Raw genomic sequence first — 13,253 nt, forward strand, 5'->3', positions numbered from 1 at the left:
ACATGAAATCTACAGTTTCGCGAATTGCCGCCGTTAGTCTGTTGTTCGCAGCCCTGGCCGCCGGCGTCATGGCTTTCACGTCGACCGGGAACGCCGTTGCCTCACCGAGTGACTTCACCCAAAGACAATCCGGCGTGATCGAGCCGGACGGCACCCTCGATTCGTCCTTCAACCTGGACAGGTTTACCAACGGATTGGTATTGGCGTCGCGATTGCAGGCAGATGGAAAACTGGTTATTTCGGGACAATTCTCAGAGGTGCATGGCGCCAGCCGTCCCGGCATCGCGCGGCTGAATGTTGACGGCACTCTCGATACATCGTTCAACCCCGGCATTGGGACTGATTATGGGGTTGGCGATATCGTAATCCAGCCGGACGGCAAAATTATCATCGCCAAACTTGTTTATGATTATTCGGGAGGATCGGATTGGCCGGCATCGGTTAAGCGGCTCAACAGCGACGGTTCGCTCGATTCCGGCTTCGATCCGGGCCGCGTCATCTCGTTCTATGGAACCAATCCCGGCGGGAGAGTGTACGGCTTTGTTTTGCAACCGGATGGCAAGGTCGTCGTCTTCGGTCAGTTTTACTACATCATTACCGGACCCAATTCGAATGTGCCCCGCTCCTGCGTCGCTCGATTCAATAGTGATGGCACGTTCGATCCGACATATAATCCGGGCGCTGGCGTGGTTCACTACAAGGGCCCGTCCCACACTTTTGTCTTTCATGCGGTCCGTCAAAACCTGGGGGCCAACGCGGGAAAGATCATCATCTCGGGAATGTTCGACGGGGTTGATGGTCATTCCGTTCGTAACCTGGCCCGGTTGAATCCCGACGGCAGTTACGACACCACGTTTTATTCTAACTCGGGGACGGATGACATTCTCTCCGGGCTTTTTGTCCAATCGGATGATCAAATTCTTGGTTTTGGACATTTCGAGTCATTCGACATTTTCTCGCGTCACAACATCGTGCGCTTGAATGCCGACAACGGGCACGTCGATCCCGGATTTAGCACCGAAGAATTCCTGGACTATGACCATGGCGCGAAGGTTCTTGGGATGGCGCAACAGGCCGATGGCAAGTTAATCGCGGTCGGACAATTTCATTCGTTAGGCGCGGCGACCGCGAACAATGTGGTCCGGCTTGAATCCAACGGCGCCCGGGATGCCAGTTTCAGCGGAACCGGTGCGGGCCCATCCACCTGGAACATAGCCACGGCCCTCGTTCAGCCGGGGGACGGCAAGATTTTTCTCGGAGGCTATTTTTCGTCGTATGGTGGTCAGGTTCGGCAGAGCATCGCCTGGGCGAATTCTGATGGTTCCGTGGACAACGGCTTCGCAGGTCTCGGCGGCGCCACGGAATATGGTCCAAATATCTCGGCGCTGGCCCTCCAAACAGACGGCAAGGTGGTAGTAGCGGGATCCTTCACCTCCTATGACGGAACCTCCCACAATAATGTTCTGCGGATGAACCCCGACGGAACGCTCGATTCCTCTTTTGACGCGCAGACCGACCGATCCACTAGGACGTTGCTCATCCAGCCGGATGGAAAGATCTTGATCTCCGGGGATTTTAGCGAAGTGAACGGTCTCCTCCGGCGTCGAATTGCCCGGCTTAACTCCGATGGAACGTTAGACCTTTCCTTTGACCCCGGCACCGGACCCGACCAATCCATTGGGGCCCTGGAGCAGGATTCCCAGGGAAACATCTACGCCGGTGGCGACTTCACCGTTTTTGACGGGAAACCCCGGCTCAGCATTGTAAAACTGAGTTCCACCGGAGAGGTAGATCCTCTGTTTAATCCAGGTGGTGGCGGCGCCAACGGTCCACCGGGTGTCTGGGCGCTCACCCGGCCCGACAGCAGTGGTAACATTGTTATCGGCGGGAGCTTCACCACCTACAATGGCGTCACCATGCATCGGATAGCGCGAGTGAACGCAATCACTGGCGCGCGCGATACTTCCTTTAACCTTGGGGGGCCCGGCTTTGCGGGGCCGGGCTTTGACGGACCTGTGTATGTCTTACGCCAGGGAGCGGATGGGTCATACTACGCTGGAGGAGGGTTCGGTACCTTCAATAGCACCGGTCGATCGCATCTCGCCCGGCTGTATAACTACGGCGCGCTCGATCCCTGGTTCGACCCGCCCCATTTCCTAACTACGGTGTATGCGCTTGCCCTCCAAAACGACTACGTTTACGTCGGCGGGGCGCGCGTATTGGGCTACTCCGGCCAGACCCAGGCGCTTGTCCGATTGATTGGCAGCTTCCCGGATGGAAGCTTCCACACCGGAACAGGGTTCGAGATTTTTCCTCTCCTCGCCTATGGGCAGCGTACTGCCATGGTTTCGAGCCTCGTCATTCAGCCGGATGGCAAACTTCTCGTTGGAGGAATCTTCAATCGGTATAACGGAACCGCTCGCAGCTGCCTGGCTCGCTTAACAGCGACGGTTACTCCGACGCCGACACCGACACCCGCTCCGAGCCCGACCTCAACGCCCGCTCCGAGCCCAAGCCCGACTCCAGCTGGAACTCCATCGCCTACACCTTCGCCCACTTCCACGGTTTCTCCCACCCCCACGGCCACACCTGCCCCAACCCCAACTGCTACCCCATCGCCCAGTCAAGGTCGGGCGTTGAACATAGCGACGCGCCTGCTCGTCCAGACCGGCGACAACGTCGGCATCGGCGGGTTCATCATTACGGGCGGTCCGAAGCAGGTGCTCGTCCGGGGCATTGGACCGTCGCTGGCGCAATTCGGTGTGCAAAATTTCCTGGCTGATCCCGTAATGGAACTCCACGGACCCGCCGGCTTTACGACGGTCACCAACGACAATTGGAGAGACAGTCAGGATGGTGGCCTGGCGATCATAGCCACTGGCCTTCAGCCGACCAATGATATCGAGTCCGCGATGCTGGCGACGCTGAATCCAGGCGCCTATACGGCCATCTTGAAAGGCAACAATAACACCTCGGGCGTGGGCCTGGTCGAAGTTTACGACCTGGGTTCGGGGGCCTCCCAACTGGGCAATATCAGCACGCGTGCCTTTGTCGGCACAGGAGATAACGTCGTGATCGGCGGATTCATTCTCGGAGGAGGCGGCAACAGCCACATCGCAATCTACGGAGTCGGGCCTTCGCTGGCAGGGAGTGGAGTTGGCGGGGCATTAGCCGACCCGACGCTCGAACTCCGTGACAGCAGCGGCGCCATTGTGGCTTCGAATGATAATTGCGGGGGCAGTACCATCCACCCTCTCGACCCGGCCGAAGCCTGCATCGACATCTCGCTTCCACCCGGCGCTTTCACTGCCATTCTGGCGGGAAAGAACGGCGGCACCGGAGTCGGCCTCCTCGAAATATACAGCTATCAATAGCCTGAAGAGGCGTGCGTCGGACCCAGCCTCTTTCTGCGCGAAATCACGTAAGATTAGGCTTGGCTTATTGATGCCTCTCGCATAAAAGGAGGCCGGCGGCTCCCCATGCCCCTCCTGATTTCCAGATTTTCTCAGAGTCCACTTCGCGGAGAAGTGAGACTCACAGTTCTGCCCCGGGACCCATCCGGCTTCGGCCTTCGCCGTTTGCCTAACCCAACACTCCTCATATGAACTTAACAACCTCGCGAATCGCCGCTGTTAGCCTGTTGTTCGGAGCCCTGGCGATCAGCGTCATGGCTTTCACTTCCACCAAGAGCGCTATCGGCTCACCAGGACGCCCGATCACCCAGCAACCGTCCGGCATGATCGAGACAGACGGCACTCTCGATACGACCTTCAATGCAGGAAAATTCACGGACGGGCTGGTGTTCCACTCGGCCCTGCAGCCTGACGGCAAGGTTATCATCACCGGATCATTCTCAGAGGTGCACGGCGTCAGCCGTTCCGGCATCGCTCGGCTGAATGGGGACGGCACGCTCGACCTGTCGTTCGACCCCGGCCTTGGTGCCAGTTTTGGCCCTGGTGACATCGTCCTTCAGCCGGATGGCAAAATTATCATCACCGGGTTTTTCCAAACTGTTAGTGGGATTGACCGCAAGGGGATTGCCCGGCTCAATAGCGACGGTTCGCTCGACTCTGGCTTCGATCCTGGTTCCGTACTCTCGTTCGACGGAACCTCCGCAGCCAACACTTCGATATATGGTGCTGTCCTTCAACCAGATGGCAAGATGGTCGTTTTCGGCCAGTTTTTCTTTGTCCTAACGGGACCGGGCACGAACGTGCCGCGCTCCTGTATCGCGCGGTTCAATAGCGATGGGACGTTCGATCCATCGTACAATCCGGGCACGGGCGCTGGGAACAGCGCTGGCACATTCAGCACCATTGTGTATCACGCCGCGCGCCAAAACCTGGCGGCCAACGCGGGAAAGGTTGTCATCGCCGGAACTTTCGAAACGTTTGATGGTCATCCCGTTCCGGGCCTCGCCCGGATGAACGCCGACGGCAGTTTCGACGCCACCTTTACCCCGGGTTCGGCGGTGGATGCCGGGACCGGTACGATCTCAGGTCTTTTAGCGCAAGTGGACGACCAGATCCTTGCCTTTGGCTACTTCGACTCATTTAGCGGCGTCGCGCGCCATAGTATCGTGCGTTTGAGTGCCAGCACCGGAGTCGTCGATAGCGGATTTAGCACGGAAGAGTTTGAGGGGTATAACTACGACTCGATAATTTATAGCATGGCGCAGCAGCCCGATGGCAAGTTAATCGCGACCGGAGAATTTCATTCGTTAGGTGCCGCCACCGTCAACAACGTGGCCCGGCTCGAAACCAATGGCGCTCGCGATACCAGCTTCAGCGGGACCGGAGCCGGTCCCTCCGCCTGGCAAATAAACACGGCGCTCGTTCGGCCGAGTGACGGCAAGATCTTTCTCGCTGGTTATTTTTCGAGCTTCGGCGGCCAGACCCGGAACAACATAGCCTGGGCCAATCCCGATGGCTCCGTGGACAGCAGCTTCGCCGGACTGGGGGGAGTGGCGGAATACGATCCGAATATCTGGACCACGGCCACCCAGGCGGATGGCAAGATTATTATGACCGGCGTTTTCACCTCCCACGATGGCGTCCCGCACAACAACGTTCTCCGGGTAAACCCGGATGGCACAGTTGACTCGTCTTTCGACGTCCACACCGACCGGTCGACGCGCGCGTTGCTCATTCAACCGGATGGGAAGATTCTGATTGCGGGATTTTTTGGGGAAGTGAACGGCGTGCCCATGCCGCGAATTGCCCGGCTCAACTCCGATGGGTCCCTCGATCCCTCGTTCGATCCGGGAACCGGACCGGATAGATATTACATTCGCGCGCTGGCGCTGGATGCGGCGGGAAATATTTATGTCGGTGGAGAGTTCTCCTCGTTCAACGGCATACCGCACACCGGCGTGGTAAAACTAACGCCGACGGGGGCGGTTGATAATGTTTTTAATCCAGCTAATGCAGGCCCCTTTGACCTTGTTTTTTTGGTCAGTGCGATGACCCCGCCGGACAGTAGCGGTCATATCGTCATCGGCGGAAGTTTCAGAAACTATAATGGAACGAATATTCGCGGGGTTGCACGGTTCGATACAACGACTGGCGCGATTGATTCCGCCTTTAACGCCGGCGGCGTGGGTGTCACCGGGAATTCTGCTACCGTCTTTGCCGTGCGCCAGGCTCCGGACGGAAAATATTACGTGGGCGGCTCCTTCAGCTCCTACAATGGCGTCACCCGACGGGCTCTTGCTCGCCTCAAGAGCGATGGGTCGCTCGACACCACTTTTTCGGGACCCCTTGTGTCCGGAGACACTGTCTACTCCCTCGCGGTCCAAAATGGAAAGGTCTACGTAGGCGGATCGAATTCCTCCGGTCCTGGTATTTTTGTCCGCTTAACCGATACCGGGGCGGTGGATTCGAGTTTGGTTACTGGAACTGGGTTCGCGATTTCTCCCCAGGGTCATTACCCCGGCTCCCCCGCGAAGATCTCGGCCCTGAACCTTCAGCCAGATGGCAAGCTTCTCGTCGGAGGAATCTTCAATCAGTACAACGGAACCTCTCGAATCTGTCTCGCCCGCTTGACTGGCCCCGCCATCGTTCCCACGCCAACGCCGACGCCGACTCCCGCCACTCTTCTCGGCAACATCTCGACACGAGGGTTCGTGGGAACGGGCGACAATGTCATGATCGCCGGCTTCATCATTACCGGAAACGCCGGCAAGCGGGTCACCGTGCGGGGCATTGGACCGTCCCTGAGCGCCTTCGGCGTTTCCAATCCATTGGCTGACCCTGTTCTCGAACTACACGGCCCGGCCGGATTTGGAACAGTCATAAACGACAATTGGCGAGACAGTCAAACTCAGTGCCTGGAAACAGCGGAACTGAGGCCCACGAACGATCTGGAGGCGGCGATCTGTGGTGCGACCTTGAGTCCGGGCGCTTATACGGCGATCCTAAGGGGCAAAAACAATGGCGGCGGTGTGGGCCTGGTAGAAGTCTATGACGTCTCTCCGGCATCGGACTCCAGGCTGGCTAACGTTTCCACCCGCGGGTTCGTGCTGCCGGGTGAGAACGTCTTGATTGCGGGAACAATTCTGTCAGGCCAGGGGACGCAGCAACTGCTGGTGCGAGGACTAGGCCCATCCTTGGGCCTCCCAGCTACCCTGGGGGACCCACTTATCCGGTTGTACGATGCGAATGGCGCCCTGATTCGCGAAAACAATAACTGGCGGGACGATCAGGAAGCTGCCATCGCCGCCACCGGTCTGGCACCCACGAATGATGGGGAGTCGGCAATCCTCGAAACATTGCCTGCCAATGGCGCTGCCTACACAGTGATCTTGACTCCGGGGAACCCGATTTTGCCAGGCCCGCCTCCGCCTCCTTTTGTGGGCGGTGTGGCGCTAGTGGAGATTTACAGATTGCCCTGAAACGCAGAACTTTGGTGGATCGGGCGCTCCGTCGCTCGATAGTTACATGGTAGGGACGGCGCGCCGCGCCGTCCGCGGATCTTCTCCAGCGCGCGAAACCGGCCGCGGACGCCGCAGCGCGGCGTCCCTACCACTTAATTCAATCGATAAACTTCCACCAGCGCATTGCCGAGGCCGCCGTTCTTGCCGCGGACAATCGCCGTCGTGCTGCCGGGCGGCCGCGCAATCAGAATCGCGGATTCGGCGTTGTCACTGGGAGCGAAGCCGCTCGCGGTAATGGCGGTTTCATTTGTGTCCCGCCAATTATCATTCTCAACGATCTGGGCGCCATTCGCGTCATACAAAGTCAGGATGGGATCTTGCAGCGCGTTCGGCACTCCAAACTTGGCCAGCGACGGACCGATCGCGCGCACGATCACGCTGACGTTGTCGTTGCTCGGGTGCCCCGCGATAAAGCCGCCAATCATGACATTGCTTCCGGTTTCGACAAATCCGCGTGTGCTGATATTCGCCAGCTTCGAGTTCGAGACAGAGGAGAGATCGTAAACTTCGACGACGGCTATTCCGGTCGTATCGTTCTTTCCGCGGACGGCCGCCGTGTATGAGCCTGGCGCGAGGGTGCGCAGGATGGCGGATTCGGTGCTGTAAATCGGCTGCAGGCCGGTGGCGCGAATCGCGTCGCCCTGCGAATCAAACCAATCGTCGTTGGCCTGCAATTGACTGTCGCCTTGGAAAAGAGTGAGCGTCGGATTCTGCAGCGCATTGGCTACGCCGAAGTCTGCGAGGGAAGGTCCAATCCCTCGAATCACCACCGTCTTGGGCTCGGTCCCAGTAATGATGAAACCGCTGATCAGGACGGAGTCGCCGGTCTGGACCCGGAGCCGCGTGGAGATGTTCAAGAGCTTACCCGGCGGCGCCGCGTAGCCGAGAGTCCGGAGATAAGCGCGGTCATCGTCGTTTACGTTCACGCGATACGGAAAATGAATGCCGATCAGGTGCGTGAAATCGTCGGCGTGATTGATCGGATAATTTGGCCCGGTGCCGGTTGCATCGAAGTAGGCGTTGGGATCGTGGATATTGGCCGAGCCATTGATCGTGCCGCCCGGATTCACCAGGGGGCGCCCCGCGGAATCGAACAGGAACGTATCATGCCGCGTCACCTGTGAAGCTCCGGGATTCGCCGGATCGATTCCCGACACCGCCCCGAGAATATGGAGTATCTCGTGGCGCGTCAGTCCTTTCAGGTTGGCGATGAAGTCGAGATAATTGACGACGCCGTCGCCGTTCTGATCGGAGTAGAGCGACAGGTTAAAGCTGTATTCGATCGAGCCATCCGCCGCGCTGCCGTTCACGTCGGAGCCGGTCCGGATCTTGATGTAAGTGTTGCCGTCCCGAAAGCCGCCCGGCTGCAGGACCTGGAGCGCCGTAGTCGCGCCCGCCGCGTAGGCCGTCGTCATCGACGAGGTGATCGTCAGTTGAATCGTGGCGGTCTCGGCAAATTCCCGGCCGACCTCGTCGAGCGCCGCCTGCAACGTCGATCGGGCCACGGCGCCATTGGCGGGGTCGTCCCAGTTCTGGTTTGTGTGGCTGGTTACATCGGGAAAGCTGAGGGCGAACGTTACCTCGGCGCGGGAAGACGCCGCGAGCGTAACGAGGATCGCCAGCGCGATACTGAATCGGAGCACGCGGAGTAGTCGCCACGCGTTTCTACGCGGTCAAGGAGAAAACTTATTCGACGCAATTGATGCGCGCCTTCAGCGCTTCGTCATTTTCTCAATCAATTTCCTGGGGCGATGCCCCAGGCTTGAATTGAGGGCGCGCCGTTGGCGCTAATGCCGCTACTATTTTCTTCAGCGCCAAAGGCGCGACAGTCAGGTAAGCCTGGGGCAACGCCCCAGGTTTCGGCCAACAAAAAAAATCGCGCTGAAAGCGCAATTCACGCTCACCTGAGCGCTCTGCCACGCTTGGGTGTCGGAGACAAAAATGGGATCCGGCGGCGTTAAAAGCTTCGATGCAAGCATTCCTCCGCCTTTCTCTCATCATCGCCATCATCCTTTCCTGCGCGACGTGGCATGCGCCCCGGGCCCATTGCGCCAGTTCCGAGACTAAGCTGCCGGTCGAGGTTCCGCTGCAAACCGGCGACCCATTATTCACCCTCGAAGTCATGGTCAACGGCCAGGGACCGTTCGTGTTCGCCTTCGATACCGGCGCGCAGGGCGACCCACGGATCGATGTTTCCCTGGTCGAGAAACTGAAACTCAAATCCACCGGTCAGGTGCAGGCCACCGATCCTTCACGCCGGAATTTCCAGGCTTCCGAGACCTACAAGGTCGATTCCCTTGCCGTCGGCAACCTGCGCCTTACCGATGTCACGGTCATCGGCCGCAACTTTCAAAACTCCCCGCGCCCCCTCAAGGTCGATGGCGTTCTCGGCCTTCAGGCCTTCGCCGATTATCTTGTCACGCTCGACTTCCCCGGCAAAAAACTTCGCCTCGAGAAAGGCGAACTCCCGAAGTCCGACGGCGCCGAGACTCTCGACTACAAGAACGACGCCGGCATCGCCCTGGTCGAATTGGCTGTCGGCGACAAAAAGATCCAGGCGCGCCTCGACACCGGCAACGGGATCGGCGCCTTCGTTTTCCCGACCGCTTTCGCCGAGAAATTGACTTTCGCTGGTGAACCCCGGGTGGTTGGCCGCGCCCGCAGCGCCACCGGCGACATGGAGATCAAGCAGGTCCAGCTTAAAGAGACGATCAAGCTCGGCCGCCACGAATTCCCCGACGCCATGATCGTTTATCCGGCTCTCGGCGATCTCGGGAACGTTGGGCTAAAGACCCTGAGCGGATTTGCGGTGACCTTCGACCAGAAAAACCAGCGTCTCCGCCTCATCCCTCGGTAAGGCGAGCCCCGAAGTGGAGGGCGTCTCCGTGAGGAGCTGTTTTTGGATTGGGCGTTTCACGGAAACGGCCTGCAAGCTAATCTTCCTTCGTGAATCTTCGCCGAGGCACCGTCGCTGATGCTCGCCCGATTGCCGAGTTGATCGCCAGCTTCCAGTCCGAGCTAACCGTCGATCCCGCTGGAGTGGGAGCTGAGCAGTATCTAGCCTCTGTCTCCGAGCACGCTGAGCGTCGATACCTCGAGTCACCAAGATATTCCTTCATCGTCGCGGAGGAGAGCGGCACGGTCGCAGGATTCATTGCCATCCGCGACAACACTCACCTTTTTCACTTGTTCGTAGCCCGGCCGTTCCACCGCCATAGACTTGCCCGCCGGTTGTGGCACGAAGCGCGACAGGAAGCACTCCACCGCGGGAATCCAGGCGAGTTCACCGTAAACTCGAGCTTGAACGCAATCGCGGTCTACAAGGCGTTTGGTTTCGTGCCGTCCGGCCCGGTCACCACCGCGCACGGCATATCATTCCTGCCAATGCGGCTGTCGCCGTCCGAAGCCTGAGGCGCAGCTTCCAGGCGCGGCCGGAAAATCCGAATCAATTGCGGCGAGCGTCGCCGTTTATCGCCGCTCCGCCTTCTCCAGGCGCGCCAGCGTGTCCTGACGGTAGAACTTTTTCAGTTCCGAGTACAGCTCCGGATGTTCTTCGTTCAGAGCCCTCGGCATTTCAAAGAATGCTTCCGTGACGACGGCAAAGAATTCCGCCGGATCGGTCGCGCCATATTGATCGATCAATGTTTCCTGCCCGCGCTCCGCCGCCCGAGTCAGCGCGTCATATTCCTTTCTCAGGACGCGCGCCCAGGACCGATAATGGGAAGACTTCTCCAAAATTGGCGCGCCATCGAAACTTCCGTCCTGCTGGTCGAGCTGATGCGCGAACTCGTGGAAGGTAACGTTGTAGCCATCCTGAAAATCGCGGGCATCCTGTCGCACCTCGTCCCACGCAAGGACGATCGATCCTCGCAGCCAGGCTTCGCCGAGCCGGCTTTGCTCACCTTCGTGCACCACGCCCACGGGATCGACGAATTGCGCGGGAGCCACATACCAGCTCGGATAAACCAGGACCGAATGAAGCCCGGAATAATAGTCATGCTCCCGATTTAGCAGAAGAATGCACGCCTGCGCCGCGATCGTGACCCGGATTTCGTCGGTGATCTCCAGCCCGCCACAGCCCTCGAACCTTTTTTCGGCCAGGAAGACACGAATAAGCCTGCGCAAGTCGGTTTGTTCTTCGCTGGAGAGCAGACGGTAGTAGCGGACGCGATCTTGCAAGATGCGGAGCCAAGCGGGCGGGAACGGCTCTTTATCGAACCGCCGTCTTCGCCATTTTTTGAATGCATCAAACACCGCAGCTACTGAAGAAGCCCGGCACGCCAAGTCAATTGAGACGTGGGAAGCAACATGTCAGTCGTCACATGTCACTCGTCACTTTCTTACTTTGTCGCCACATAGACCGTGCTGGCGGAGTCTTCGTCGAGAAGCGGATTGGGGAAGGTCACGACGTGCGCCCGCGCCGTGGCGAACTCGGCGCTGAGCTTGTCGAGAAATTCGTCGTCCGGTGGATCATCCGACCAGAGGGCGAAGATACCGCCTGGATGCAAATGGCCCGAGAGCGCGCGCAAACCATTCGGCTGATAGAAGGCCGCGTTGTGCGGGTCTAACAAATTGCGCGGGGAATGGTCGATATCCAGCAGCACCGCGTGAAACCGTCGGCCCGGCTGTTCTGGGTCGAACCCCTCCACCGATTGGGCGCGCGCAAAAAAGTCGCCCTGCAAGATTCGAGTTCGAGGATCGCTCGTGAGTTTCCCGCCGAGCGGGACGAGCCCGCGCTGGTGCCATTCGATCACCGGATTCAAGGCTTCGACGATTAGCAACGACCCGACCTCGCGATGCTCGAGCGCGGCCACCGCCGTGTAGCCGAGCCCCAGCCCGCCCACGACGACATCCCACTTCTCGCCCTGCAGTTCGCCCAGTCCCAGACGCGCGAGCGCCTCTTCCACTTCATGAAACAGGCTCGACATCAGGAACGCGTCCCCGAGCTTTACTTCGTAAACCTCGACCCCGCCTAACGATAGAATCCGCCTACGCCGCAGGATCAGTTCGCCGAGCGGCGTGTTCTGGTAATCCAGCTCCTCAAAGTCCCTGCTCATCAGGCACGTCGTCTTGCTCACTGCATCCGCAACGCACTTGGACTTCGAGCCCCATGCCAGAAGCGGAGCACCTCCACCGATCGACACGTATCGTTGACGCGATAGAAAATCAGATATGGGGAATGAACGAGCCTCCTCACGCCCGGACGCCGGCTCACATTGCGGCCACGCTCTGGAAATTGAGCAAGAGTTTCTGTCCGGTCGATCAGGGAATTGCCAAGTCGATTTGCAGCCTGGGCATCATCTTCCGCGACATGCCTGACGATTGCTTCGAGATCCTGCAGCGCGAGCGGCAGGAAGATTACTTTGAAGTCCATTGAGCGACGCGCCGGCGCGCCTCTTCAATGCTGACCCCTTGCCCTGCATCCGATTGGGCGAGAGCATCGTCGATGGCCGCCAGCATCTCCGGCGTCTCCTCCGCGTCCAAGGCAGGATCGATCTCGACGAGCCGGCGATAAACGGTCTGGCGCTCGCTGGCATCGAGCCGCGGCAGTTCGTCGAGGATTTCTCTAACACTCATGCGCCGAAAATACTTTAGTCACTGGCCCGAAGCAACGGTCGTTAATGGACCCCAAGTGTCCATAGTAAGCTCTGACCCGGCTAAGCTGTCGGCTGCTGTTCCTTCCGTCTTTCTTGGCTCACCCTGCAAGACCGCGAAGAAATTTCTCAAGAGGCGCAAAGGCTTCATGTTCAAAATTCCAAACGCCAGCGTCTGCGGCACGCCCGACGTGATAGTCTACCTTTTGGCGGGTCGCCAAGAACGCCTGCGCGCGCGCCTTATGCATATTCGACGGCGGCATACCCACACGTTGAAAAACGCATTCAAAGAATTCATCGAGACACGAAAAGGCAGGATCCGAAGCCACTGATCGCAGACATAGCGTTTCAATCATTCCGGAGTCCGCATTGTCCGGCACTATAAAGACGCCAACCCGACGATCATCTCCGGCAACTTCGCCAGGAGCGTTTGGGGCCGGAAGGCCGACCTCGATGAGTGCATGACGAACGCTAGCGAAGGCGGCAGCGGCATCGTGTTCGGCATCGCGCACGACTGCCAGCGTATGAACTTGAGCCTCGAACCCCGGCAATATCGTAACGTCTTTCAAGAAGTTTCCAAAGTTGTCTTTGCTGCCAAAATCCAGAGGTTGGAAACCTTGAATGTCCATCTTCCGGCAGAATGGCCCAAGAACGAGAAGCGTTGTCTTCCCCTCGCACAACAAAAGTCGCTCTGAGCTAATATTGATTGGATCCTGCGACATACT

The 13,253-nt window shown here is 58.8% G+C and carries 10 protein-coding genes; 5 read left to right on the plus strand and 5 right to left on the minus strand.

Annotated features, from left to right (window positions below; all coding sequences use genetic code 11):
• The first annotated feature begins 2 nt into the window (after positions 1-2).
• Both VJU77_17310 and VJU77_17315 read left to right on the plus strand, forming a co-directional pair.
• Positions 3-3,374, plus strand: a complete 3,372-nt coding sequence (locus tag VJU77_17310; GenBank protein ID HKP05111.1) for a delta-60 repeat domain-containing protein — start codon at positions 3-5, stop codon at positions 3,372-3,374.
• Positions 3,375-3,601: 227 nt separating this feature from the next.
• A complete protein-coding gene (locus VJU77_17315; protein ID HKP05112.1) occupies positions 3,602-6,892 on the plus strand; it encodes a delta-60 repeat domain-containing protein in 3,291 nt (1,096 codons plus the stop codon).
• A gap of 134 nt (positions 6,893-7,026) precedes the next feature.
• Here the strand turns inward: VJU77_17315 and VJU77_17320 are convergent, their stop codons facing one another.
• Complete coding sequence (locus VJU77_17320) at positions 7,027-8,577, minus strand: hypothetical protein (GenBank protein ID HKP05113.1); 1,551 nt, start codon at positions 8,575-8,577, stop codon at positions 7,027-7,029.
• Positions 8,578-8,903: 326 nt separating this feature from the next.
• Here VJU77_17320 and VJU77_17325 point away from each other — a divergent pair, with 326 nt between their 5' ends.
• Together VJU77_17325 and VJU77_17330 are read left to right on the plus strand one after the other, a co-directional pair.
• Positions 8,904-9,791, plus strand: coding sequence for a retropepsin-like aspartic protease (locus tag VJU77_17325; GenBank protein HKP05114.1), 888 nt, complete (start codon positions 8,904-8,906; stop codon positions 9,789-9,791).
• A gap of 89 nt (positions 9,792-9,880) precedes the next feature.
• Positions 9,881-10,345, plus strand: coding sequence for a GNAT family N-acetyltransferase (locus VJU77_17330; GenBank protein ID HKP05115.1), 465 nt, complete (start codon positions 9,881-9,883; stop codon positions 10,343-10,345).
• A gap of 57 nt (positions 10,346-10,402) precedes the next feature.
• Here VJU77_17330 and VJU77_17335 read toward each other — a convergent pair whose 3' ends face one another.
• Positions 10,403-11,188 carry a M90 family metallopeptidase gene (locus VJU77_17335; GenBank protein ID HKP05116.1) on the minus strand — a complete coding sequence of 262 codons (786 nt, stop codon included), beginning with the start codon at positions 11,186-11,188 and terminating at the stop codon, positions 10,403-10,405.
• 86 nt (positions 11,189-11,274) lie between these two features.
• Entirely contained in the window at positions 11,275-11,991 is a 717-nt protein-coding gene (locus tag VJU77_17340; GenBank protein ID HKP05117.1) for a hypothetical protein, read from the minus strand.
• A gap of 122 nt (positions 11,992-12,113) precedes the next feature.
• On the opposite strand from VJU77_17340, the gene VJU77_17345 reads away from it, so the two are divergent.
• Positions 12,114-12,311 carry a hypothetical protein gene (locus VJU77_17345; protein ID HKP05118.1) on the plus strand — a complete coding sequence of 66 codons (198 nt, stop codon included), beginning with the start codon at positions 12,114-12,116 and terminating at the stop codon, positions 12,309-12,311.
• Here the strand turns inward: VJU77_17345 and VJU77_17350 are convergent.
• Together VJU77_17350 and VJU77_17355 are read right to left on the minus strand one after the other, a co-directional pair.
• Complete coding sequence (locus tag VJU77_17350) at positions 12,293-12,511, minus strand: hypothetical protein (GenBank protein ID HKP05119.1); 219 nt, start codon at positions 12,509-12,511, stop codon at positions 12,293-12,295. The genes VJU77_17345 and VJU77_17350 overlap by 19 nt on opposite strands.
• A 118-nt stretch (positions 12,512-12,629) precedes the next feature.
• Positions 12,630-13,250, minus strand: coding sequence for a DUF3226 domain-containing protein (locus tag VJU77_17355; protein ID HKP05120.1), 621 nt, complete (start codon positions 13,248-13,250; stop codon positions 12,630-12,632).
• Positions 13,251-13,253 lie beyond the last annotated feature (3 nt).

Source organism: Chthoniobacterales bacterium (assembly GCA_035274845.1).
Taxonomy (GTDB): domain Bacteria; phylum Verrucomicrobiota; class Verrucomicrobiia; order Chthoniobacterales; family UBA10450; genus AV80.